Annotated in this window: 20 protein-coding genes; 11 read left to right on the plus strand and 9 right to left on the minus strand. The window is 52.3% G+C overall.

Features of this window, described 5'->3' with window-relative positions; all coding sequences use genetic code 11:
- Window positions 1-248 precede the first annotated feature (248 nt).
- Both PLA01S_RS09495 and PLA01S_RS09500 read left to right on the plus strand, forming a co-directional pair.
- Entirely contained in the window at window positions 249-1,985 is a 1,737-nt protein-coding gene (locus PLA01S_RS09495) for a sensor histidine kinase (RefSeq protein ID WP_127591785.1), read from the plus strand.
- Complete coding sequence (locus tag PLA01S_RS09500) at window positions 1,982-3,604, plus strand: response regulator (RefSeq protein ID WP_127591786.1); 1,623 nt, start codon at window positions 1,982-1,984, stop codon at window positions 3,602-3,604. Before PLA01S_RS09495 ends, PLA01S_RS09500 begins: the two co-directional genes overlap by 4 nt.
- Before the next feature lie 139 nt (window positions 3,605-3,743).
- On the opposite strand, the gene PLA01S_RS09505 is transcribed toward PLA01S_RS09500, so the two are convergent.
- The 7 genes from PLA01S_RS09505 to PLA01S_RS09535 all read right to left on the minus strand — a co-directional run bounded on the left by PLA01S_RS09505 (window position 3,744) and on the right by PLA01S_RS09535 (window position 10,700).
- Entirely contained in the window at window positions 3,744-4,820 is a 1,077-nt protein-coding gene (locus tag PLA01S_RS09505; protein ID WP_127591787.1) for a Gfo/Idh/MocA family protein, read from the minus strand.
- Between the two features lie 217 nt (window positions 4,821-5,037).
- The gene (gene rbsB / locus PLA01S_RS09510; RefSeq protein ID WP_127591788.1) at window positions 5,038-5,955 is read right to left on the minus strand and encodes a ribose ABC transporter substrate-binding protein RbsB; all 918 of its coding nucleotides are present in this window, start codon (window positions 5,953-5,955) and stop codon (window positions 5,038-5,040) included.
- A 15-nt stretch (window positions 5,956-5,970) separates the two neighbouring features.
- Window positions 5,971-6,939 (minus strand): ribose ABC transporter permease RbsC, encoded by a 969-nt coding sequence (gene rbsC, locus PLA01S_RS09515; protein ID WP_076320794.1) that lies wholly within the window; start codon window positions 6,937-6,939, stop codon window positions 5,971-5,973.
- Between the two features lies 1 nt (window position 6,940).
- Entirely contained in the window at window positions 6,941-8,422 is a 1,482-nt protein-coding gene (locus tag PLA01S_RS09520; protein WP_127591789.1) for a sugar ABC transporter ATP-binding protein, read from the minus strand.
- 15 nt (window positions 8,423-8,437) lie between these two features.
- On the minus strand, window positions 8,438-8,836 hold the full coding sequence (rbsD, locus tag PLA01S_RS09525) for a D-ribose pyranase (protein ID WP_127591790.1): 399 nt from the start codon (window positions 8,834-8,836) through the stop codon (window positions 8,438-8,440).
- A 2-nt stretch (window positions 8,837-8,838) separates the two neighbouring features.
- Entirely contained in the window at window positions 8,839-9,717 is an 879-nt protein-coding gene (gene rbsK / locus PLA01S_RS09530; RefSeq protein ID WP_127591791.1) for a ribokinase, read from the minus strand.
- Window positions 9,717-10,700, minus strand: coding sequence for a LacI family DNA-binding transcriptional regulator (locus PLA01S_RS09535; RefSeq protein ID WP_127591792.1), 984 nt, complete (start codon window positions 10,698-10,700; stop codon window positions 9,717-9,719). Before PLA01S_RS09535 ends, rbsK begins: the two co-directional genes overlap by 1 nt.
- Before the next feature lie 236 nt (window positions 10,701-10,936).
- Between PLA01S_RS09535 and PLA01S_RS09540 the strand changes: the two genes are divergently transcribed.
- The 5 genes from PLA01S_RS09540 (at window position 10,937) to PLA01S_RS09560 (ending at window position 16,647) form a co-directional block, all read left to right on the plus strand.
- Window positions 10,937-11,917, plus strand: a complete 981-nt coding sequence (locus PLA01S_RS09540; protein ID WP_127591793.1) for a carbohydrate ABC transporter permease — start codon at window positions 10,937-10,939, stop codon at window positions 11,915-11,917.
- A complete protein-coding gene (locus PLA01S_RS09545) occupies window positions 11,914-12,738 on the plus strand; it encodes a carbohydrate ABC transporter permease (protein WP_127591794.1) in 825 nt (274 codons plus the stop codon). Before PLA01S_RS09540 ends, PLA01S_RS09545 begins: the two co-directional genes overlap by 4 nt.
- 124 nt (window positions 12,739-12,862) lie before the next feature.
- Window positions 12,863-14,224 (plus strand): ABC transporter substrate-binding protein, encoded by a 1,362-nt coding sequence (locus tag PLA01S_RS09550; protein WP_127591795.1) that lies wholly within the window; start codon window positions 12,863-12,865, stop codon window positions 14,222-14,224.
- Between the two features lie 232 nt (window positions 14,225-14,456).
- Window positions 14,457-15,362: an arginase gene (gene rocF, locus PLA01S_RS09555; protein ID WP_127592210.1), complete on the plus strand. Its 906-nt coding sequence runs from the start codon at window positions 14,457-14,459 to the stop codon at window positions 15,360-15,362.
- A gap of 94 nt (window positions 15,363-15,456) precedes the next feature.
- Complete coding sequence (locus tag PLA01S_RS09560) at window positions 15,457-16,647, plus strand: ornithine--oxo-acid transaminase (protein ID WP_127591796.1); 1,191 nt, start codon at window positions 15,457-15,459, stop codon at window positions 16,645-16,647.
- 13 nt (window positions 16,648-16,660) lie between these two features.
- On the opposite strand, the gene PLA01S_RS09565 is transcribed toward PLA01S_RS09560, so the two are convergent.
- Entirely contained in the window at window positions 16,661-17,626 is a 966-nt protein-coding gene (locus PLA01S_RS09565; protein ID WP_127591797.1) for an arsenic resistance protein, read from the minus strand.
- A gap of 229 nt (window positions 17,627-17,855) precedes the next feature.
- Between PLA01S_RS09565 and PLA01S_RS09570 the strand changes: the two genes are divergently transcribed.
- Window positions 17,856-18,752, plus strand: a complete 897-nt coding sequence (locus PLA01S_RS09570) for a TIGR01777 family oxidoreductase (RefSeq protein ID WP_127591798.1) — start codon at window positions 17,856-17,858, stop codon at window positions 18,750-18,752.
- Between the two features lie 72 nt (window positions 18,753-18,824).
- On the opposite strand, the gene PLA01S_RS09575 is transcribed toward PLA01S_RS09570, so the two are convergent.
- Window positions 18,825-19,415 carry a YdhK family protein gene (locus tag PLA01S_RS09575; RefSeq protein WP_127591799.1) on the minus strand — a complete coding sequence of 197 codons (591 nt, stop codon included), beginning with the start codon at window positions 19,413-19,415 and terminating at the stop codon, window positions 18,825-18,827.
- 206 nt (window positions 19,416-19,621) lie between these two features.
- On the opposite strand from PLA01S_RS09575, the gene PLA01S_RS09580 reads away from it, so the two are divergent.
- The 3 genes from PLA01S_RS09580 (at window position 19,622) to PLA01S_RS09590 (ending at window position 23,553) form a co-directional block, all read left to right on the plus strand.
- Window positions 19,622-20,554 (plus strand): AraC family transcriptional regulator, encoded by a 933-nt coding sequence (locus PLA01S_RS09580; protein ID WP_127591800.1) that lies wholly within the window; start codon window positions 19,622-19,624, stop codon window positions 20,552-20,554.
- A gap of 226 nt (window positions 20,555-20,780) precedes the next feature.
- The gene (locus PLA01S_RS09585; RefSeq protein ID WP_246059407.1) at window positions 20,781-22,562 is read left to right on the plus strand and encodes a class I mannose-6-phosphate isomerase; all 1,782 of its coding nucleotides are present in this window, start codon (window positions 20,781-20,783) and stop codon (window positions 22,560-22,562) included.
- The gene (locus tag PLA01S_RS09590) at window positions 22,549-23,553 is read left to right on the plus strand and encodes an ROK family protein (protein WP_127591802.1); all 1,005 of its coding nucleotides are present in this window, start codon (window positions 22,549-22,551) and stop codon (window positions 23,551-23,553) included. Before PLA01S_RS09585 ends, PLA01S_RS09590 begins: the two co-directional genes overlap by 14 nt.
- Window positions 23,554-23,568: the final 15 nt, after the last annotated feature.

Here is a 23,568-nt window from a genome sequence, read left to right on the forward strand (position 1 = left end):
GATCCGGCATCATGATTTGGACCTCATGATGTCCTATCCGGACCTTTGCCTTGTTCCACTTCAAGGAATCCTCGAGTCCCCTATGCAAAGCATGCTATTATCCGGACTTTACGATGTGGTATCCGGACTTTATGGAAAATGCGCTCACGTTCGCTCCTGTTTTTTTCGTCTTTTCCATTTATAATGATCAGTACCACTATTAAAACGCTTTCATGTACAGGCGAATTGAAAGGAATCACGGCATCCCTATGGTTAAAGCACTGAATAACAAGCCTTATCCCATCCGTCACTATGTGAAAATCATGCTCTTTATCTCGATTTTTGCCCTCGTGGTGGATCTCGTGATCAGTTTCGCTTCCATCTTCATCGTGAAGCAGCAATCGACCCGATATTTGCAGGATACGGCGAATCTGTACATCAGGCAGATCAATCATGACTTCTCCTACATCAACCACTATATGGGCTGGACGCTGGCGAATGATGAGAGCGTTAAGATCATGGATACCCCCGGCACTGACTACGTGGACTATATAAAGTCCAGCGAAAGAGTGCATAAACGGTTTAACGAGCTTCAAAAAAACTACGGCCAAGAATACAACTTCTTCTTCTATTTAAAGGAGCAGGATTTTTTCCAGAATTATGCGCCCATGTCCCTGTCGTATACGGAGTTCCTGGAGCTAAAGGAACAGATCGTCTCCCTCACGGATTCCAAAAACGTATACGAAACGTTCTACTCCAACTGGAATCCGATCCTTGTTCAGGACACGCATTACATCATCAACATCGTTCCTTACCACAACCGGTATCTGATCTGCCTCATCTCCGCTGACGATTTGATTCGACCGCTCCAACAGCTGGATTTGGGCGAGGACGGTTACGTTTCTCTTGTGGATGATCAAGGGGCAGCCCTTTCGAGTGCCGGTACCGGCGAGCTGGGGGCCAAGGCCGAAGCTGCCAAAGCTTCCCCCTTTAGCTTGTCACAACCGCGGACAACGGTCACGGAGGGATTCTCGAACGCCTCCTTCAACGTGCAGCTGGTCATCCAATTCGGCGTGTTTGAAACCATCATGATCGCCCAACTCCTCATTATGCTGCTGTTTGTTATACTGACGTGCACGCTCAGCGTGGTTATGCTGTATTTCAAGAAGAAGGTGTTAAAGCCGATTCAGAATTTCTCGGAAAACGTAAGGCGCATCCATGAGGATAGCGAAAATTTGGATTTCATGAGCAGCGAGATTATCGAGCTCGAGCAGGTCAACTCCCAATTCAAACACCTGATCGAACAGATCAAGAAGTTTAAAATCGATATCTACGAGCAGGAGCTGGAGAAGCAAAGAATCCAGCTGGATTACATGAAGCTGCAGATCAACCCCCATTTCTTCCTGAACTGCCTGACGAACATCTACAGCATGGCGCAAATGCAGATGTTTAAGGAAATCGAATATATGTCACTGTCCACATCCAAATATTTTCGTTACATCTTTCAAAGCGGCGATAACCTCGTGCGGCTTGAGGACGAAATCGAGCATGTCCGGATTTACCTGGAGATTCAGAAGCACCGCTATCGCGATGCCTTTTCTTATCGTATTGATTTTGAAGAGGAGCTTACCGGTCTCACCATTCCGCCCCTCGTGCTCCAGACCTTTATCGAAAACGCGGTAAAATACGCCGTATCCCGAGATCATGAGCTGCAAATCCGGTTGTCCGTCAGCCTACGGATGGAGGGTGATAAACCTTCGATGGTCATCCGGATCTCCGATACCGGCCCCGGGTTTCCCGCAGACGTATTGGATAAACTGGCTGCCGGCAAACCGCTGGATCAAAGCGAAGGAAAGCACATCGGGATCATGAACACCCTTCAGCGGCTGGAGCTGCTTTATCATCGCAGGGCGCAAGTGGAATTTTCAAATCGAGAAGAGGGCGGCGCTTGCGTCATATTAACGCTGCCACAACCCGTGCAGGAATGGAGAGGAGAAATTCAATGAATGTATTGCTGGTTGATGATGATTATTTTGTCGTGGCCGCACTGGAGAAGAAAATCGATTGGAAGGCACTCTCGATCGAACAGGTCCATACCGCTTACAGCGTTGCACAGGCAAGGGATATACTGCAGCAGCATTCGGTCCAGATCCTCATCTGCGATATCGAAATGCCGCAAGGCAGCGGGCTGGAGCTTCTCGCCTGGATACGCGAGGAACAATACAGCATTCAGACGATCTTCCTGACCAATTACGCTGATTTCAATTATGCGCAGAAGGCCATTGAGCTGCAAAGCCTTGACTATTTCCTGAAGCCGATTGAATTCGATAAGCTTAGCCTCATCATCTCCAAGGCTGCCTATAAAGCAAAGGAACAGCAAAGCGATCAGGAAGCGATACAAGACGGGCAGCTGTGGAAAAAAAATCAAAAAAAGCTCCAGGAGCATTTTTGGAGCAAGCTGATAAAGGAAAGGAAAGCTTCTTCGGACCGGGTCGCCATCGCAGGATATATCGCGGAACAGAACCTGTCCTATGAGATGTCGGATCTATTTCTTCCTGTGCTCGTCACCATTTTTCCGCATGATAAAAGTTTGGGCAAAGAAGACAAAGACCTGTTTGACTATGCATTTCTCAACGTGCTGTCCGAATTGTTCCAGGACCCGCTCTTCACGGTTGAAGCCGCTATGGAATATAGGGATTACAATTGGATGGTCATGCTGAAATGGAATCATCCTCCGGATACCGGGGTCATTGAATCCATCTGCACTTCGTTCATTGAAAAAGCCAATCAATTCCTCCGGAGCGATGCTTGCTGCAGCGTATCGACTTCGGTGGCTTTGGAGGAAATCAACAAGTCCATTCGGATTCTGCTGCAAATGAATGAGGATATGATCAAGAAGCGGAATCAGATTGTTTTTCTGGAACATCATTCCATGCAAGAAACCGCGTACGCCCCTCCCCCGCTGCAAGACTGGGAAGCGCTTCTTAGCGGTAACAATCCGGCTGGGTTTCTGGTTGAGACCCGCAAATACTTGCAAAACCTAGCCAGGAACGGCGTCTACAACACCTCGGTGCTGCGTTTATTCCGCTTGGATATCGTGCAGCTGGTGTATTCCTATCTGAAGGGCAAAGAGATCCAGGCACATAAGCTGTATACCGGCAAAACCAATGACCAGCTGTTCCTGCAATCCTTGAACTCGATTGAAGATATGGAGAAATATATGGAATATCTCGTCAGCACGGCAGCAGAATATCATGCCTACGCCGACCATTCGCATACGGTGGTGGAGGAGATCAAGCATTATATTCAAAGCCATTACGGGGATGAGCTGACGCGAACGAGCCTGGCGGAAACCGTCTATCTTAACCCGGATTATTTGGCCCGCGTGTTCAAGAAAGAGACGGGCGTCTCTTTGGGTACTTACATCATTCAGTCCCGCATCAAGGCGGCCAAGCATCTGCTGGAGACGACTCCATTGTCGGTGTACCAGATTGCGGCTAAGGTGGGGTACGCCAACTATTCCTATTTCTCGAAGCTGTTTAAGCAGGATACGGGCTGGGCGCCCAGCGACTACAGGCGGGTGCTGCAAGCCGGGAGTTCCGGAAAGGTCAATCATGCGAAATAACATTACATTCTCGATGAGTTTCGCAAAGTAAGCTGTCAGTTACCACAACATAAAAAATAAAAAGTACCGCAGCCTCAAGCCTAATTCGCTTGGAGGACGCGGTACTTTTTCTATAATAATAAGTGCAAATCTGTATAGATTACGCAGGGTAAATATCGAAATCCTTCAGCGTTTCTCCTGTTCGTGCCGATTCAAACACCGCTTCGATCAGGTTCAGGACGCGCAGCACTTCCTCGTTCTTCACAATCGGTTCAGCCTCGCCTTGGATCACGGCCGCAAAGTTATCGAAGAAGCTGCTGGACTGACGGTATGGCTCCGGCAGAGCTCCAGTAATGGTAGCTTCTTCGGAAGGAGGGGCCATCGTTTTGGTCAAGCCTACCCCGGCTTGAATCGGCTTCGGCTCCACTTTCACGGCATCCTGGTTCCGGGTAACGACTCTTCCGTTTAACGACCAATCCTCAATAATACCGGTTCCCTCGGTTCCTTTGACGTACCAGCGTGGCAGCGTAATGAAATTCGTCGTCCCCACTTCAATCAGAACCGATACGCCGTTCTCGAATTCGATAACCGACTCAAAGCCGTCATCCACCTCATCGCCCAGAATAAAGCTTAAACGGCTGCTCAGGCTGGTAATCCGGCTGTCCACCATGAACAGGATCTGGTCCAGCAAATGCACGCCCCAGTCCAGCAGCATGCCGCCGCCGTGGGCTTCCAGGTGGCGCCAGTCGCCCGGAATGCCGTTCGCCCCGTGTACCCTGGATTCGATACGGAACAAATCGCCAATCGTCTTCTCGTTGTACATTTGCTTAATCGTCAAGAAGTCCTCGTCCCAGCGGCGGTTCTGGTGAACCATCAGCACCCGTCCAGCAGCATCGGCCGCAGACACCATCTCTTTGAAGTCACTGACGGACAATGTTACCGGCTTCTCGCAGATGACATGCTTGCCGGCTTTAAACGCCTGAAGTGCCAATTCCTTGTGCACATCATTAGGTGTAGCAATGAGCACCACGTCAACCGCAGCATCGTTTAATACCTGTTCATAACTCTCGTAGGCAGGATACCCGTCCTGCTGGGATACCTCCCGGCGATCTGCCAAAATATCGTAGGTTCCGGTCACCTCAAGAAACGCGTTGTCCTTAATCAGCTTGGCATGGTAGCTGCCCATTCCGCCGTAGCCTACAATCACGATCGCTTGTTTTCTTTTTTCCGTCGTCATAGTTACATAGCTCCTTTTTCACATCTAAGCAGTAAACGCATACACAACCATTATAATATCATATGCGAAATAACTGTTCCCTTTTACGATATTGTATTCCTGCTGTCATCGCAAGGCTGTGAGTTACTTCGCAGCCCGGGATGGAATGATCAGGATGGCAAAAAAAAGCGTTACCCTGCTTCTATCGCACAAGGTAACGCTCCTTGATCCCGCCAGATTACTCCTTCACAACCAGTTTCAGCGGTGCAGCGATATTCGCTTCCACCTCTTTGCCCTGCAGCACATCTTTGGCTGCGCCAACGGCGAGCTGACCGATCAGCTCAGGCTGCTGGGCTACCGTGGCCGTCAGGTTGCCGGCTTCGATGGACTTCAGCGCATCATCATTACCGTCGAAGCCGATGACCATGATGTCTTTGCCCGAGCTTTGGATCGCTTCGATTGCGCCCAGGGCCATCTCGTCATTATGGGCAAATATCGCTTTGGTGTCCGGATTGCCCTGCAGCAGATTCTCCGTCACGGTAAGACCCTTTGTCCGGTCAAAATCCGCTGCTTGCTTCGCGACCACGTTCAGCTGCTTATCTGCGATATCATGGAAACCCTTGCCGCGTTCACGGGTCGCGGAAGCGCCCGGAACGCCTTCGAGCTCAATGACCTTCGTATCTTTGCCCAGTTGTTCCACGATATACTCGGCTGCCATCTGACCGCCTTTGACGTTATCGGAGGCAACCAGCGCAGCGACCTCACCTTGATCCGCCGAGCGGTCGAGTGTAATGACCGGAATGCCCAAGCTATTCGCCGTTTGCACCACGGTTGAAATCGCAGACGAATCCGTTGGGTTAATCAGCAGTGCGTTGACGCCCTGCTGAATCAGGTCGTCGACGTCATTGCTCTGCTTAGCCGAGTCGTTCTGTGCGTCAACGACAACGACCTCCATTCCCTGCTTCGCCGCTTCGGCGACGACGCCATCCTTCAAGGAGACAAAGAACGGGTTATTCAAGGTCGAGATGGAAAGACCGATTTTGATGTCTTTTACATCTCCGCTAGCCTTGGGCTTCGCCCATTCCGGCGGCTCCAGCGAACAGCCTGTTATGAAGATCAGCATAAGTGATACGAGCAGCAAAGTTGTTTTTTTCATCGTTCATTCTCCCCCTTAAGCCGATTTTCTACGGTCGAGCAGTACGGCAATCGCAATCACGACGCCTTTGACAACCATCTGATAGAAAGAGTTCACGCCGAGCAGGTTGAGTCCGTTGTTCAGTATGCCAATGATCAGCACACCGATTAACGTACCGACGATCCGGCCGCGACCGCCGGTCAGGCTTGTACCGCCCAGAACAACGGCTGCGATGGCATCCAATTCATAGGACGTCCCTGCTGTCGGCTGTGCGGAATTCAAACGAGAGGTTAGAATCGCGCCGGCAAGCGCGGACAGCATCCCTGCCAAGGAGTAGATCATAATCTTCACGCGCGGTACTTTAATACCGGATACTAGCGATGCTTTTTCGTTACCGCCGATGGCATAGGTCTTGCGGCCAAACGACGTTTTATGCAGGATGACCCACAGCACGGCAAACGTGATGATCATCGTAATGGCAGGTACCGGAATACCAAGCAGGTAACCGCGGCCGAACAATTGGAATGCAAGGCTGTCGCCGAGACCCGTAATCGGGTTACCGTTCGTATAGACCAGCGTAAGTCCTCGGAATATCGTCATGGTAGCCAAGGTGGCGATAAACGGCGCCATTTTCCCTTTGGTAATCATGAGACCATTGATCATCCCCATGACACCGCCAAGGGCAACGCCGATGATGATCGATAGGATCGGGTCAAACCCGGCCACCATCATATTGGCGACAAATGCGCTGGAGAGTGCGAGAATCGAACCGACCGAAAGGTCAATGCCGCCTGTCAGGATAACAAACGTCATACCGAATGCAATTAATGCGTTAATCGATACCTGACGCAGCAGGTTCAGAATGTTAAGCGGTTCCAAGAAGCTTGGATTCAGAACGGATACGATAACGATCAGAATGATCAGTCCGAGCAGCGGACCGAGCTTTTGCGTCAAACCTGATACCTTAAACCCTTTTTCCGCCTTGGCATCGTTAATAGTTGTCATATTACTGACCTCCTGTAGCTAGAGTCATGATGTGTTCCTGCGTGGCTTGTTCGCGATCCAATTCACCGGAAATTCTGCCCTCGTGAACAACCAGAATCCGGTCGCTCATCCCGAGCACCTCCGGCAGCTCCGACGAGACCATCAGGATCGCCACGCCGCGTTCGGTAAGCTCATTCATCAGCTGGTAAATTTCCCGCTTCGCCCCAACGTCCACGCCGCGTGTCGGCTCGTCCAGGATGAGCACGCTCGGCCCAATGCCGATCCACTTGGCGATTACGACCTTCTGCTGGTTACCGCCCGACAGATTGCGTGCCTGCGTCTCGGATGAATGGGTCTTGATTTGCAGCCGCTTCGTCAACGTGTCCACGAAATCCTGCTCCTTCTTCCCGGAGATGAACCCTCTGGATGAGAAGCTGAACAGATTGGGCAGCGCCATATTTTCACGGACCGAGAAATCCAGGACCAACCCTTCATCCTTGCGGTCCTCTGTTATGAATCCAATACCGTGTTTCACGGCATCATCCGGCTTCTTGATCGAAACTTTCTTTCCGCGTACCCAGATTTCGCCGCTATCCAGCGGGTCCAATCCGAATATCGCTCGCATCATCTCGGTGCGTCCCGCGCCCATCAAACCGGACACGCCTACGATCTCGCCGGCACGAACCGAGAAACTCACATTCTCGAACCGGCCCTTGCCCGTCATATTTTTCACTTCCAGCACCGGTTCGCCCGGAGATGGCTGTCGTGCGGGATATCGCTCGGTCAGCTCCCGGCCGACCATCTTTTTGACAACTTCGTCAAAATTCGTGTCCGGAATGGCTTTGGTATCAACGGATTTCCCATCCCGCATGACCGTGATTCGGTCGCAGATCGTAAAAATTTCCTCCATCCGGTGGGAAATGTAGACGATGGATACGCCTTGTTTTTTCAATGAACGGATGACATCAAACAGCTTCTCGATTTCCCTTTCGGTCAGCGCCGCCGTCGGCTCGTCCATAATAATGACTTTCGCTTTGGTCATGAGTGCTTTGGCGATCTCAATCATCTGCTGCTGGCCGACGGAGCATTCTCCCGCCTCCTGCGTCAATGGTATCGTCACCGCTAATTTGTCGAACTGTTCCTTCGCAAGCGCCTTCATTTGTTTCATATTGAGGAAACCGAGGCCGGACGTCATCTCCTTGCCGATAAACAAGTTATCCAGAACCGTCATCTCCGGCCAGATGTTAAGCTCCTGATGGATGAAGGCAACGCCTTTCTCTTCCGCTTCCTTCGGATTAGCAAAATAGGTTTCCTTACCGTCGATGACAATCTTGCCTTCATCCCGGCTGTGAAGACCGGTTAATATGTTCATCAGCGTCGATTTACCCGCGCCGTTCTCTCCCATCAGAGCATGGACCTCTCCTTCCCGGAGATCAAAGTCCACGCCTGCCAGCACCCGGTTCGTGCCAAAAGATTTATGGATGTTCGTCATCTCAATGTTCATGGTGCTTCCTCCTTTTTAACCGAAATGAACACCGGCCTGCAAAATGCAGTTCGCGTAGGGCTTGGCTTCGCCTGTACGGATAACCGCCTTGGCGTTTTGCGTCCGTGCCTTGAACTGCTCATGCGAGCAGGCCTCAATCTCGCAACCGTGAAAGTTCTCCTGTATATAGTGCAGTGTTTCCTTATTATCAAGCTTCATTTCTTCAGCAATGACGATTTTTTCAATCACCATATCATTGGCAATCGCATCCACCACCTCGGTAAAGCTTGGCGTCCCCAGCGTTAATGCCAAGTCAATCTTGGGAACGCCGGGAGGAATCGGAAGGCCCACGTCGCCAACAACGATGGTATCGGTATGTCCCAGATCTGCCAGCACTTTCGCGATGTGACTGTTCAGCATGCCGTTCTTCTTCATGATCAAAGACTCCCTTCCACTTCGAGGCGAGACGGCATTCCGCCCTGCGCTCCGAACTTCATGACCGACAAGGAAGCTGCGCGGTTCGCAAATCTCAGGCTGTCCGCAATGCTCATGCCCTCGGACAGAGCCACGGCAAAGGCACCGTTGAATGTATCGCCGGCTCCCGTCGTATCCACGGCATCAACCTGATAGCCGGGAACCACAACCTCTTCGTTGCCGTCGAAATAACGAACGCCCCGCTTGCCTTCCGTCACGATCAGTTTGTTCGGATAACGGCGCAGCACGTCGCCTAATGGCTCATCTCCGAACAGAATAGCCGCTTCGTGCTCGTTTGGCGTAATGTATGCCGCCCGTTCAATAACGACGCTCGGCACCGGGCGGGCAGGAGCTGGGTTCAGCATCAATGGCACCTGATAATTCGCGCATAACTCACTCACGTGGACCACCGTTTCTTCCGGAATCTCCTGCTGAATCAACACGATATCCGCGGCCTTGATCACAGCTGCTGCCTGTTCCACGTAATCCGGAGTGATCCGATCGTTGGCAGCCTTAACCACCACGATGCTGTTGTCTCCCTCTGCCAAAATGATGTGTGCGGTTCCGCTTTCCATACCTGTAACCGGTTCCACATGGTTCGTAATAACGCCATTCGACTTCAAATTGCTCAAAATCGTTTCGCCGAAGGAGTCATCGCCTACACAGCCAATCATCGTCACCTCTGCGCCCAGTCTCGCCGCCGCGACGGCCTGGTTGGCTCCCTTCCCTCCGGGTACCGTCTTAAAGCTGTCGCCAAGCACCGTCTCTCCCGCGCCGGGGCGCTTGGTGGAGATGACCACCAAGTCCATCGACGCGCTTCCGATTACCACGATTTTCGCCATTATGATTCCACCTTTCTCGTTGTCTGCCGCTCTATAAATTCTACCGAGAATTCGATATTGCTTTTCTCAATGTGCCGCCCCTCAATAAGTCCGATAAGCAATCTGGCCGCTTCCCGGCCCATTTCATATGCCGGCTGATGAATCGTGGACAGCGGAGGGGCCAGCAGCCTGCTGAGCAAAATATCGTCAAATCCGATAATTTGTACGTCTTCCGGCACCCTTTTCCCCAGCCGATGCGCTTCCTTCACCACGGCCGATGCCATGATATCGTTACTGGCGATTACGCCGTCCGTGTCCGGATGCTCGCTGAACACTTTCTGGGCGAATTCTTCGGCATCGGTTAAAGAAAACGATGTCGTCTTCAGCACTTGATACGCAGCCGCCTGTTCTTCCAGAACCTCAACGGCTCCTTCAAAACGTTCCTGAGCAGGCCGCACATCCGCCGGACCTTGAATGACCGTTACAGCTTTACTCCCTCGCCGCACGATCTCCTGGGCGGCTATTCTTCCTCCCTGCCGACCATCCGCGTAAACGGAAGGGCGGTCCGACGAGGTGCGGTCCAGAAACACAACGGGAATGTTCAGCTCTGTATACATGTCGGCATCCGGATCATTGGTCGATGATATGACACCAACCACATTATTTTGGACAAAGGTTTGGATGTACTCCATTTCCTTCTTCTTGCTCTCGTCGCTGTTCCCGAATATCAGCCGATAATCATTCTCCTGCATCTCATCCTCAACTCCGCGAGCAAGCTGCGGGAAATAAGGGTTCATAATATCCGGAAGCAAAAGTCCAATCAATTTGGATTTTCTTTTATATAAAGAACGTGCTACTTCATTCGGCGTATAATTCAGCTCGCGAATGCTTTGTTCTACCTTGGACCTGGTGTCCTCATGCACGTAACCGTTTCCATTTAAAACCCGTGAAACCGTGGCTACGGACACACCGGCCCGATTTGCCACATCCTTGATCGTTGCCATTACCGTCATCACCTCATTTATGTGTAACCGGTTACAGCTATAAGATATCACATCCCTTCTCAACCTGCAAGCCTTTAAGGATTGGAATATTTTTGTACCGTGCGCTGACAAACTCTCCTTCAGTAACTAAAATGTCCGGCAATAAATTACGGTATTCTTACAAAATCCTTTACTGGAGTTTACATCCGACTCCTATACTCAATACCTGTAAGGCCAAGCAGGAAAGTGAGGTAAACATGATTATGGAAAAAGATTTGACGCTTCCATCTCCGGGTCACTCTCTGACGCCGCCGGTCAGCGAAGCTGAGTCTACGACAGCGGCAAAACCAATCTCCATCAAGAAAACAAGGCGCAGGGAAATCATGCTTGCTTATGCATGTTTAGCACCTTCGCTGCTCATTTTCGGTCTGTTCCTGTTCTACCCGCTGCTCAAATCGGTTTATCTGAGCTTGTTCCTGACCGATCCCCAAGGCCGGGTAGCCGAATTTGTAGGGTTCGATAATTTCAAGGAAATACTAGCCTCCGAGATGTTTTATACAAGCTTCGGCAACACGCTGCTGTTTATCGTACTGACGGTCCCGACCGGCATGGCGGCCGCCATACTGCTCGCAGCCCTGACGCACAATAAGCTGAAAGGCATGAAAATATTCCGCTTCATATTCTCGCTGCCGATGGCCGTGTCCGTCGGCACCGGCTCGATGATCTGGGTGATTCTCTACCATCCGACGTTGGGCATACTGAATTACTTTCTGTCGCTGCTCGGCACTCAGCCCATTCAATGGCTGACCGATCCGAAATGGGCCATGATCTCCGTTGCGCTCATGACCGTCTGGATGAATCTTGGATTTAATTACATCCTGATGCTGAGCGGCATGCAGGGCGTATCCGAGGATATCTACGACAGCACCAAGATGGACGGCTCCGGTCCGCTGAGAACCTTCTTCCGGATTACGATGCCGCTGATCTCCCCTACGTTATTCTTCACGTCCGTTGTCTCGGTCATCGGCGCCTTCCAAGCATTCGGACAGATCAACATCCTGACCAAGGGCGGTCCGATGAACAGCACCAACGTCATCGTATTCAACATCTATCAGGATGCATTCGTCAACTTCCGCTTCGGCATCGGCAGCGCGCAAGCACTCATCCTGTTTGCGATCATTCTGCTGCTGACCGTCTTTCAATTTAAATTCGTGGAGAAGAAGGTGCATTACCAATGAGCATGCGTCTCATGCCCAAAAGCTTCATCTACGTCGCGCTGCTTCTCGGTTCATTGGCCGTTGCCTTTCCGCTCCTGTACACCTTGTCGACATCGCTGATGAGCGAGGCCGAGTCGGCCGTTTATCCGCCGCCTCTGCTTCCCGAAGCCATCAATCTGTCCAATTTCGCCAAGGTGATCGATACGATCCCCGTCCTTACCTTTATCGGAAACAGCCTGGTTGTTTCCATTGCCATCATGCTTGGGCAGATCGTGACCGCGAGTTTGGCGGCATACGCTTTCGCTTTCCTGCGGTTCCCGGGAAAAACGCTGCTGTTCAGCCTCTTTCTCGCCACCATGATGATACCGTGGGAAGTGATCATGATTCCGAATTATTTGACGGTCAAAAGCCTGAACTGGCTGGATACCTATCAAGGGCTCATCATTCCATTTCTGGCCACGGCCTTCGGAACCTTCCTGCTCAGACAGACCTTCCTGCAGCTGCCGAAGGAGCTGTTTGAAGCGGCCCGCGTGGACGGCTGCGGACATGTCCGCATTTTCCTGAGCATGGTGCTGCCGTTATCCATCCCCGGAATCGCCACGCTGGGCGTGTACTCGTTCCTGAACCATTGGAACATGTACCTGTGGCCGCTCCTGACAACCAACCGCGTCGAGATGCGAACCGTCCAAATCGGGATCGGCATGCTGCAGTTCGAAGAGATGAACTCATGGAATCTGATACTCTCCGGCGTACTCCTGCTGCTGCTTCCTTCCCTGCTGCTGCTTGCACTCGGGCTGAAACCCCTTGTACGCGGCATCACGGCAGGTGCTTTGAAGGGCTGATGGCTAATATAGCCGGACCCTACATGTTCAGCCTTGCGTGCCGGTTATCGATAAAAATCGGTCCCACGCATTTCTGATAGATCAAACCATACTTTATTTTCAAAAAGGGAGAGATTAACCGATCATGAAACGTTTTGGTAAAAGGTCCTTCGCGCTGCTCCTGCTTTCCTGCTTCATGCTGATCAGCGCCGCTTGCAGCAATACGCCAGCCGCTGGAGAAACGACCGTTGCCGCCGGCAGCGAACCGGCCAAAGAACCTGTTAAGGTCGTATGGTGGCATTCCATGAGCGGTGAGCTCGGGACCGTCGCGGACAAGCTGATCTCCGATTTTAACGCAGCCCACATGGATATTCAGGTAGAGGGCGTGTTTCAAGGAACATACGATGAAAGCTTGAACAAGCTGAAGGCTTCCTTGGGATCGAACAGCGGCCCGACCATGATTCAGGTGTACGAAATCGGCAGTCGTTTCATGATGGACACCAAGGCGATCCGTCCGGTTCAGGACTTCATGGATGCTGAAGCATACGACATTTCCTCCTTGGAACCGAATATTAAAAATTACTATACATTCGACAACCAATTGTATTCGATGCCATTTAACTCCTCCAACCCGATCCTTTACTATAACAAGGATGCCTTTAAAGCGGCCGGACTGGATCCGGAAAATCCTCCAAAAACCTACGAAGAGGTAGCCGACGCGGCCAAGGCGCTAACGAATGGCGGCCAAACCGGCGCATCCTTTGCGATCTACGGCTGGTTCATGGAGCAATTCCTTGCGAACCAAGGCGTTGAGCTGCTGAACAACGGCAACGGCCGCACTTCCCCGGCAACCGCTTCGCAAGTCAACAACGGCGCTGCCGTGAAGACGCTGGAATGGTGGAAGCAAATGCTGGACGATAAAGTTCTGCTGATCCTGGGACGTAAAACGGATGACACCAAAAAAGCATTTGCAGCGGGTCAAATCGCCATGACGCTGGACTCCACGGCTTCGCTCCGCGGTATCGTCAGCGCAGCGGAAGGCAAATTCGAAGTCGGCACTGCTTTCCTGCCTAAACCGGCTGACGGCGGCGACGGCGGCGTGATTATCGGCGGTGCAAGCCTGTGGCTGATGAACAACAAATCGGAAGAAGAGCAGCAGGCAGCCTGGGAATTCATGAAATATTTGGCCGAGCCGCAAACGCAAGCCTACTGGCATGTCAACACCGGTTATTTCCCGGTAACGACTAAAGCTTACGAAGAGACCCTGGTGAAGGAAAACTTGGAGAAATATCCTCAATTCCAAACGGCTGTGGATCAATTGCATCAAACGACGGCCAACCTGGCAACGCAAGGCGCTGTCATGGGCGTGTTCCCTGAAGCCCGCCAGCTGACGGAAACGGCCATCGAGGAAGTGCTGAACGGTCAAAAAACGGCGCAGGAAGCACTGGACAAAGCCGCTCAGGAGATCAGCTCCAAGATCGAGACCTATAATAAAACGGTAAAATAAACGTCGATCATGCCGCGTACGCATACGATGAAGCATGAATCGAATTGAATGTATTACACACCCTTCATGCTGCATCATGGGGCCCTCTACGGTCACCTCATGAATCATGCATCAAGGGTGTTTTTCTCGTGGTATCCAAAACCTTCCACATTGGTCAGCTTGTATAGGGGTTTGCCCAAGTCACGCAGCCGGGCTCCTGAATACACTGATACAAAGTGGAGGTGAGCCTATGATGAGAAATCTTCCGTCCACCGTAACAATTGTCCCGGTGCCTTTCGACCGGGGAGCTACCCGACGTGGCGCCGGACAGGGACCGAACGCGATATTCGGAGCCGGTCTGAAACGCAAGCTTGACTCGCTCGGTGTATCCTACCAGGTCGATGACTTTGCTGCGCTCCCCGAACACAAGGATGAAGCGCACCATCCTCAACTAAAACATCTGAAAGAAGTCATAACGATTAACGAGCAGCTCGCAACTCGTGTGTCCGCCCTGGCAGAATCGGGTGTCTTCCCGCTTGTCCTTGGCGGTGACCATAGCATTGCAATCGGCACACTAGCCGGGCTTACCCGGCACTACCAAAGCCTGGGCGTCATCTGGATCGATGCCCACTCCGATCTCAATACGCCGGATACCACCCCAAGCGGCAATATCCACGGCATGTCGCTGGCCGTCAGCTTGGGAAAAGGCGATGCGCGGCTAACCTCGATTGGCGGCGTAAAATCAACGATCAAGCCGGAACACGTAGTGCTCATTGGCGCACGCTCCCTCGATCAGGGCGAACGGGATTTCATCCGCCAGGAAGGCATTACCTGCTTCACAATGCAGGATATCGACCGCATGGGCATGTTCCGGGTCATGGAGGAAGCCATCCGAATATCGTCAACGGGGACGGATGGCGTTCATCTCTCCTTCGATATTGACAGCGTCGATCCAAAGATTGCACCGGGAACAGGAACGCCGGTTCAAGGCGGGCTGAGCTACCGGGAAGCGCACCTGGCCATGGAAATGCTGTCGGAATCCGGTATTCTGACCTCAGCCGAATTCGTGGAGAACAACCCGCTGCTGGACCGCGGGCAGAAGACTTCCCGGCTGCTTGTCGGCTTAATCGCCTCCATGCTGGGCGAAAGCATCTTGTGACATGGCACCATGCTTGATATGAGAAGCCTCTTAAGCACGGTATAAGGTATTTTCCCTGTTACAGGTTTCTTTAGACTCCCAAGGAGGTTACGCCATGAACCCTTCCAACCCACATATCGAGAAAGCCGAACGGTACGGCGCGAGAAACTACCACCCCCTTCCCATCGTCATTGCCGAAGCTGCAGGCATCCATGTGACGGATTCGGATGGCAAGCAGTATATCGACATGTTGAGCGCCTACTCGGCGCTGAACGCAGGTCATTGTCACCCCCGCATTATCCGGGCCTTGAAGGAACAGGCAGATAAGGTGACCCTGACCTCGCGCGCATTTCATCATGATCAATTGGGCGTCTTTTACGAGAAGCTGTCCGCTTTTACCGGCAAAGGCATGATGCTTCCCATGAATACGGGAGCCGAGGCGGTTGAGACAGCGCTTAAGGCAGCACGTCGCTATGCTTACCGGAAGAAAGGTATACCGGCAGATCAGGCCGAAATCATCGTCTGCGAAGGCAATTTCCACGGCCGAACCATCACCGTTACCTCTTTCTCCTCATCCACCGAATACCGTGAGGACTTCGGTCCGTTCACGCCGGGCTTCAAAATCATCCCTTATGGCGACCTGGAAGCGCTGAAGCAGGCCATTTCACCGAATACGGCCGCCTTTCTTGTGGAGCCGATCCAAGGCGAATCCGGCATCGTCATTCCGCCTGACGGATACCTTAGCGGCGCACTGGAGCTGTGCAGGCAGCACAACGTCCTTATGCTTGCGGACGAAATCCAGACGGGCTTTGGCCGAACGGGCAAACGCTTTGCCTGCGACTGGGAGTTGATCGTGCCGGATATGTACATTCTTGGAAAAGCGCTCGGCGGCGGCGTCTTTCCCGTCTCTGCCGTGGCGGCGGATGCGGATATTCTCGGTGTATTCGAGCCGGGGTCCCACGGCTCCACCTTCGGCGGGAATCCGCTCGGCTGCGCGGTGGCCATCGCCTCCATGGATGTGTTCATTGAGGAAGGGCTGGAAGACCGCTCCCTGGAGCTCGGCGAATATTTTCTCCAGCTGCTTCGATCCATCCCGCATCCCGATATTAAGGAGGTGCGCGGCAGAGGTTTATTTATCGGCATGGAACTCAAGGTCCCGGCCAGATCCTACTGCGAGAAACTAAAAGATCTCGGCCTGCTCTGCAAAGAAACCCATGAATCCATTATCCGCTTCGCCCCTCCGCTTATTATCACAAAAACGGAGCTAGACCAGGCCGCGGAGATCGTAAGGCAGGCGTTTGCGTGACGAATCGATCTAGTTATGAAATCGACTTCCGATTCATTCTTCTTGTAACTAGCAGCAGCTGAGAGACAGCGGCAAGCACGGGCAGTTCGATCAGCGGTCCGATGACCAAGGCAAGGGCAATCACGGGCTGTTCCGGAAAAGCCGTCACGGCGATCGCGAGCGCTACCGGGGAGTTCCGGGCAATGATCGTTAAATGGAGGCTGACCGAATCCTCGTAGGAGAAACGCAGCATTCTGCCTACCACGCTGCCCAGCATGTAATTCATTATGAAATAAATCAAGATCGGAACAATGAGGATATACATCATGTCCAAGTTGTTCCATAAGTATGACCCTTGAGACGCAAACATCGCGACAATGGCAAGACCCAGAAAGACAATCTGTGCCCGGCCAAAGAACGGCATCAGCTTGTGCTCCAGCACCTCTTTCTTCGCTCTCAGCAAGAAACGGGTGAGATGTGCAAGAGTAAACGGAACAACGAGCACAAGCAGCACGCTTTCGATCAGCGTTGCCATCGATATCGTTTCGATCGTGCCGGAGAACAAGAGCAAATACAGCGGAAGCAGCAGCACCTGGAGGATCAGGTTAATGGGCAGCACCGATGTTGACAAGGGCACGTTCCCCTTGGCAATCGAGGTAAACACCAAATACCAGTCGGTACAGGGGGTCACCATCAGCATGATGAATCCGATCCAGAGCGCCGGGCGATCCGACAGAAAGACAGCGCCAAGTCCCCAGGCAAGCAGCGGCGTCCAGATAAAATTAATGAGTGTGCTCGCCCCCAGAAACTTGATGTTCTTGAACGCCTCTCTTAGCTGCTGCAGCGGTATCGTCAAAAATAATCCATATAACATCAGCAGCAAAAAAGGAACAATCCCATATTCCGCATAATCTGCGGCAGCCGGCAGCTGCCCCAATGCCAGCCCCATCGCCACTGCGCCCATAATGATCAAGGTTTGAAGTTTCTCTATAAGTCCCATCCCGCACCCCTTACCGTTTCAAATCATGACAAACTGAAGCGTTGACCGAAAAATCGTATAACGGTATCATACCGCATTTCCTGTATAATGGATTGTATAATGTTGGCTTTAAACTTCAGAAAAGAAACATATCGTTATTCCCTCTCGGCTCATTTCAACGTATGAGGGGTAATGATTCTCAGCCATGTTTTGTCAAGGTTGGTGATAACTTTAACAAGGAGGTTCACTTATGAGAATAGCCGTTTGCGGGGGCACCGGTTTCATTGGCCAAGCATTGTGCAAGCGCTGGCAGCGCGACGGTCATGACGTTATCATCGTCACCAGATCGAAGCCGGAAACTCCCCAACACGGGCAGGTATCCTACTTGACCTGGGATGATATGAAGTCTCATCCGGAGCGTTTTGAGGATTTGGATGCCCTCGTTAACCTAGCAGGCTCTTCCCTTAGTCAGCGCTGGACACAAGCAGGCAAGCAGAGAATACTTCAGTCAAGACAACGAACCGTCTCCTCCGTAGCCGAACTGATGGACCGCCTGGAGCATAAACCTCCGGTCGTAATTCAAGCTTCGGCGATGGCCATTTACGGCACATCCGAGTTTGAAACGTTTGATGAGGAAAGCCCTGCCACCGTTATGGACTTCCCTTCCGAGGTTGTGTTGCAATGGGAGCAAGCGGCCGACCGCATCCCGGTTGACCGCTTGATCAAGCTGCGCATCAGCGTTGTTCTGGGCGGAAATGGCGGAGCCCTTCCCAAAATGCTGCTGCCCTATAAACTGGGCGTTGGCGGCAAGATCGGCAGCGGCAAGCAATGGCTCTCCTGGATACATATCGACGACATCGTGGATTTAATCGATTATTGCATCCGGCACGGGGACATTTCAGGAGCCGTGAACGCCGCTTCCCCGCATGCGGTCACGAATGAGGAATTCGGCAGAAGCGTCGCCAAGGTTTATCACCGTCCGCATTGGCTCCCCCTGCCTGCCTTCATGCTCCAAGCCATCCTGGGTGAAATGTCGCTCATTCTGCTAAAGGGCCAGCGAATCCTTCCGGCCAAAGCGCTGCGTCACGGCTTCCAGTTTCGATATCCGGAAGTGACGGGTGCACTGCAGCAGATCAAAGGAAGCTGAGCATCCCCCCATATGCATAAAAAACCATCGCTCTCTTGTCTTAAGAGAGCGATGGTTTTATTCTATGAAACTTTATTGGACCGGGGATAACTCACTCTCTGTCACCCACTTATGGTTCTTGACTTCTTCGCCGGTTGTTGTCGTGAAATCCACCATATAGACCGTCGTTTGTTCGGCGGAATCGATAACGGCAGTGGCTCCCTTCATCCCCTCCATATGATCCGCATTCACGACCGCTTCCGTTCCAGGTTCCAAGGGCTCCTTTCCAGCATCCTTCAGCTCCTCATGAATAACCCATTTATGATCCTTCACTTCGGGTCCGCCGTTCGTCGGCGTATACGATATGGTGTACACCGTCGTATCGTAAGCTCCGACTATCGTTGCTTTTGCCCCCTTCATCCCGGGCATGTGATCGGATTTAATGATCGCTTGGGTCTGGACCGCATAGGTTGGATTCTCTGCCGACTTTAACCCATCCGGAACCTCGCCCGAGCCGGAATGATTCATGCTGCCATGATCCATGCCATCCGTGTTCCCGGTGGCCTCCGTGCTTTCCTTGCTATCCGGATCTGCGCTTTTCGTATTTCCGCAGGCACCCAGTATGAGGATAAGGGATGCTAACGCAACCAGAAAAAGCGGCTTCAATCGTTTAGTAGCTGACATATAATGAACTCCTCTCTTATATTGAATGTTCATAGCATAGCAACTACTTATGAAGAACTTGTGTAGCTGTCTATGCATTACATCACGATACCCATTTTTTCAATAAAACATATCTATGATATAAAATAGAGAGTGATCATTAGTCCCATTTAGCCCATATTCTTGGCAGGGAAATCCGCCAATTCCGAAAAGGAGTACCATCTCCCATGCACATCGATGACGATGCTTTCATCCCCTTATTTAAACGGGCCAATTCCATATTAAACCGAACCTTGAACCGTATTAAACAGCAGGAACTGAACGTCCGGATCCACTACTGGGGATTTATGCCGCGCCACTTCGACAATACGGAGCATAAGCATTCATTTTTTGAAGCTTGTTACGTGTTGACAGGCTGCGGCTCGTATATCGAAAACGAGACAGAATTCCATCTTCATCCAGGCACCCTGTTTCTCTCCAGGCCGGGCGTCCAGCACCAAATTAAGAGCAGGGAAGGCTTGGCTTTATGTTATGTTGCCTTTGAACTGGATGAATCGGCAAACAACGATCTCCATACGGCTGCTTTCCGAAGGTTAGCCAGCCAAGGCATTCCGGTGCTTCAGGAAGGTGCCGGGCAAGCGCCCGGACTCTTGTGGCTTTCGCTGTTATCGGTGTTTCATTCGGGCTCTGGCGGTAAGCAGCACCCGCCGCATATGCTGAACAGCATGGCTATTTCGCTCCTATTATCGATTCTGGCTGCGCACGGCCCCGGTTTCTACCAAGAACCTTCCGAAGTTGGAGCAAACGAAGAAGGGGCGTCGATGTTTCATCAAGCCGAATTGTTTATCAAGGATAATCTGGGCGAGCCGCTCTCACTGGAGCGGGTGGCTGGCCATCTTCACGTTACGACCCGTCATTTGACCCGGCTGTTCCGTAAATACGGACATCAATCCTTTGTTCATTATGTGCAGGAGCAGCGCGTGCAGCAGGCTAAACACCTGCTTCTGAATACAGACCGGCAGATCAAAGAGATTGCCGTCTCTTGCGGATTCGAGTCCGTGCACTACTTCACCCGGGTGTTTACGTCCAAGCTTGGCGTAACCCCGGCCCGCTTCCGGCGATCGCAGTTTTCGGAAGGACGTTACGACTCCGAGCTTTAGCGCTTAGGGGCCGATGTCCTGATCGTACAAAAACACTTCCTCTTTTTATAAAGACGGATCCTCCCTTGCCTTCTACAATGAAGTCGTAACAGACATTCCGGAAGGGAGGATCCATCAATCCATGAAACCTGCAACGGCCTTTCAATCACACCCAATCAACCACTTGGACTTTCGCAACCAACCCCTATTTATGAAGAATGGGATCGACTCATGGTGCTCACTTATCATGTCGACCTACAAACAAAAATCCCAGCATCTAGTACAAGAAAAGCGCAGTATCTTCATTACGCTTGACGGAACGCACGGCGTCGGTTTCGATAAACTGCTGGGCAAGCTTCAGCAAACCTGTGAGCAAGAAGGGATCGCCTTCTCATGCGATTCCACGTCCAATTACGTCAAACCCGAAGCCGAGCTCCGGGCCGAGATGGCTCCTTATCTGACTGATAATCGGGCATTCGGCTATAAAGCAACCGATGTCCGCCCCATTCAGTATTTTCAACAGGACGCACGGCCTGCCTTGAAAAAAAGCGCGCTTGAATTTGACGCAATGCAAGGCATATACGTACTGCACGGACCCGGTGCTTCGCTGCTTGAAGGCCAGACCCCCGACCTTCGCTTCTACGCCGATTATTCCCGCGAAAATCAGCAGCGGCGCCATGCCCAGCATATGGGCGGCTTTGGCTTGGGCAGCTCCAACGATAAGGTTGAGACTTACAAGAATTGTTTATTTCTCGAATGGCCCGTCTGGGAGACTTACCGTAGCAACTGGTTAGCCCATTATACCCATTCCGAACACTCGGATAACAAAGCTTACTATATGGACTTCAATCGTCCGGAAGAGCCGGTGTGGCTGCCGACAGCAGACTTGGTGAACGTACTGCATAAAGCTAGTCGGCAGCCGTTTCGGGTCAAGCCGTTTTTTGCTCCGGGGATATGGGGCGGTCAATACCTTAAGGAATTGTGCGGTCTTCCCGACGAATGGCCGAACTGTGCTTGGAGCTTTGAACCCATCGCTCCCGAGAATACACTTCTGCTGCGCGTGCAGGATATCACCCTTGAGGTTCCGTTCACGTTATTAATGGAATCGGCTCCCCAAGAGATCATGGGAGAGCGGAATGCCCGGCTATTCGGCGATTACTTCCCGATCCGGTTTGATTATCTGGATACGATGCAGGGCGGCGAACTGTCGCTGCAGGTGCATCCGCTGCAAGAATATGCCGAGTCGCGGTTCAACGAACATATGACACAGCAAGAGTCGTACTACATCATGCGGAATGCCCCGGGAGCCAAGGTATATCTCGGGCTGAAGGAAGGAATAAGCGGCGGACGGCTGCTTGAAGCAGTGGAAGACGCCCAACTTCGGGAAGAGCCGCTTGAGCTTTCCGACTACGTTAACGAGTACTACTCCCAAACCGGGGATCTCTACCTCATTCCACCGGGCACAGTCCACTGCTCCGGCAGGGATAATCTGGTGCTGGAAATCTCCTCAACCACCTGGTGGTTTACGTTCAAAATCTACGATTATCTGCGGCTGGACGCGGATGGCAAGCCACGCCCGATGAACCCTGAGCATGCACGCCACAATATCAATGACGCCATGAATACGTCAGCGGTAGAAGACGGACTTATCGCCCAGCCAACCGTCATTAGGCGTCAAGGCAGCAGTTCGGAGGAGCTGCTCGGCCAACGGGATGATCTGCTGTTCCAGGTCAGCAGGCTGACCCTGCATGAAACATGGAATGCGGACACACAAGGAGAATTCGTCATGTACAACCTCGTGGATGGCGAACGCGTCCGCCTTGTACCGGCAGCGGACGAAGGTGCGGCCGTTGAATGGGGTTACGCGGAATCCTACATCGTCCCGGCATGTGTGGGAGAATACCGTCTGGAGAACCTGTCCGGGTCCCCATGCACCTTGATTGCAGCCAGAGTCAATCCCGAGTGGAATCATCCGCTGCTTCCGCCTTCCCGGACATCCGGAACGGAGAGTTTCCATGTTGCGGAATGATGGGGCGGATCCTGGGGGCATGCCCACCCCGGCCCCCATCACCATCGCGCTGGATGCCGGCGGCACCGCCTTGAAGGGAGCGCTTATCGTGAACGGTCAGCTTGTTCCCGGATCGTTCCTAACCCGGCCCTCGGAATCGCAAGGGGCTGCGGCCGATACGATCGCCAGCTTCGCCCAAGCCTGTCATGATCTGATCACCTATTACGCTTCGGCCTACCGGCCGTTGGATTATCACGATTCCATTCGGATCGGCTTTGCTTTTCCAGGACCCTTCGATTACGCAAAAGGCATCGCGCTTCTTCAAGGCATCGGCAAATATGAAGCCCTGTTCAAGCTGTCGGTTCGGGATCTGCTCCGCTTCGAATTTCAGAGACTCAAGCCATTCTTCCCGGGTGTCACGATGAATCGACTGACCGCCGCCGATATCCGGTTCGGGAATGACGCCTTCATGTTCGGGCTTGGGGCCTCCATCCGGTTCCCTTCGGAACGTCTCCTATGCCTTACGCTCGGTACAGGCCTCGGCTCTGCCTTTGTGGAGAATGGTCAAATCGTAGCCGGCAGGCACGGTATCCCAAGCAGCGGAATGCTGTTTGCGGAGCCTTACCGGGATCACATCGTGGACAGCTATTTCGGGAGAAGGGGCATTCTGAACATGGCTTCGGAGAGGGGGCTCCTGGCTGACGGGATCGACGTAGCCGACCTCGCTGAAGCAGCCAAGAGCGGTAACGCGCAAGCTCAGGATGTATTCCGGGAATACGGCAGCAAGCTGGGAGAGATGCTTCTGCCTTATCTATCCGAGTTCAAACCGAGCCGCCTGGTGCTGGGCGGACAAATCTCGGGCAGCTTGCCCTTATGGGAAAGAGATATCCAACTGGCTTTAGGCAGGTACCCCGTTCCGGTTCACGGTCTCGCGGATGGGACGGCGGCTGTGTTTAACGGCATTGAGAAGCTATTCGAGGATACGGATTATCATGCATCCGCTCCCAATTAATCTATAGGAGGTCAC

Source organism: Paenibacillus lautus NBRC 15380, assembly GCF_004000945.1.
Lineage (GTDB): Bacteria > Bacillota > Bacilli > Paenibacillales > Paenibacillaceae > Paenibacillus_AQ > Paenibacillus_AQ lautus.

Excerpts from the sequence above, each read along its gene's own strand:
- PLA01S_RS09570 (WP_127591798.1), top strand. The coding sequence starts at position 17,856 with ATGAGAATAGCCGTTTGCGGGGGCACCGGTTTCATTGGCCAAGCATTG.
- PLA01S_RS09580 (WP_127591800.1), top strand. The coding sequence starts at position 19,622 with ATGCACATCGATGACGATGCTTTCATCCCCTTATTTAAACGGGCCAAT.
- PLA01S_RS09575 (WP_127591799.1), bottom strand. The coding sequence starts at position 19,415 with ATGTCAGCTACTAAACGATTGAAGCCGCTTTTTCTGGTTGCGTTAGCA.
- rbsD (WP_127591790.1), bottom strand. The coding sequence starts at position 8,836 with ATGAAGAAGAACGGCATGCTGAACAGTCACATCGCGAAAGTGCTGGCA.
- rbsB (WP_127591788.1), bottom strand. The coding sequence starts at position 5,955 with ATGAAAAAAACAACTTTGCTGCTCGTATCACTTATGCTGATCTTCATA.
- PLA01S_RS09495 (WP_127591785.1), top strand. The coding sequence starts at position 249 with ATGGTTAAAGCACTGAATAACAAGCCTTATCCCATCCGTCACTATGTG.
- PLA01S_RS09505 (WP_127591787.1), bottom strand. The coding sequence starts at position 4,820 with ATGACGACGGAAAAAAGAAAACAAGCGATCGTGATTGTAGGCTACGGC.
- PLA01S_RS09585 (WP_246059407.1), top strand. The coding sequence starts at position 20,781 with ATGTCGACCTACAAACAAAAATCCCAGCATCTAGTACAAGAAAAGCGC.
- PLA01S_RS09540 (WP_127591793.1), top strand. The coding sequence starts at position 10,937 with ATGATTATGGAAAAAGATTTGACGCTTCCATCTCCGGGTCACTCTCTG.
- PLA01S_RS09550 (WP_127591795.1), top strand. The coding sequence starts at position 12,863 with ATGAAACGTTTTGGTAAAAGGTCCTTCGCGCTGCTCCTGCTTTCCTGC.
- rbsC (WP_076320794.1), bottom strand. The coding sequence starts at position 6,939 with ATGACAACTATTAACGATGCCAAGGCGGAAAAAGGGTTTAAGGTATCA.
- PLA01S_RS09535 (WP_127591792.1), bottom strand. The coding sequence starts at position 10,700 with ATGGCAACGATCAAGGATGTGGCAAATCGGGCCGGTGTGTCCGTAGCC.
- PLA01S_RS09545 (WP_127591794.1), top strand. The coding sequence starts at position 11,914 with ATGAGCATGCGTCTCATGCCCAAAAGCTTCATCTACGTCGCGCTGCTT.
- PLA01S_RS09590 (WP_127591802.1), top strand. The coding sequence starts at position 22,549 with ATGTTGCGGAATGATGGGGCGGATCCTGGGGGCATGCCCACCCCGGCC.
- PLA01S_RS09500 (WP_127591786.1), top strand. The coding sequence starts at position 1,982 with ATGAATGTATTGCTGGTTGATGATGATTATTTTGTCGTGGCCGCACTG.
- PLA01S_RS09560 (WP_127591796.1), top strand. The coding sequence starts at position 15,457 with ATGAACCCTTCCAACCCACATATCGAGAAAGCCGAACGGTACGGCGCG.
- PLA01S_RS09520 (WP_127591789.1), bottom strand. The coding sequence starts at position 8,422 with ATGAACATTGAGATGACGAACATCCATAAATCTTTTGGCACGAACCGG.
- rocF (WP_127592210.1), top strand. The coding sequence starts at position 14,457 with ATGAGAAATCTTCCGTCCACCGTAACAATTGTCCCGGTGCCTTTCGAC.
- rbsK (WP_127591791.1), bottom strand. The coding sequence starts at position 9,717 with ATGGCGAAAATCGTGGTAATCGGAAGCGCGTCGATGGACTTGGTGGTC.
- PLA01S_RS09565 (WP_127591797.1), bottom strand. The coding sequence starts at position 17,626 with ATGGGACTTATAGAGAAACTTCAAACCTTGATCATTATGGGCGCAGTG.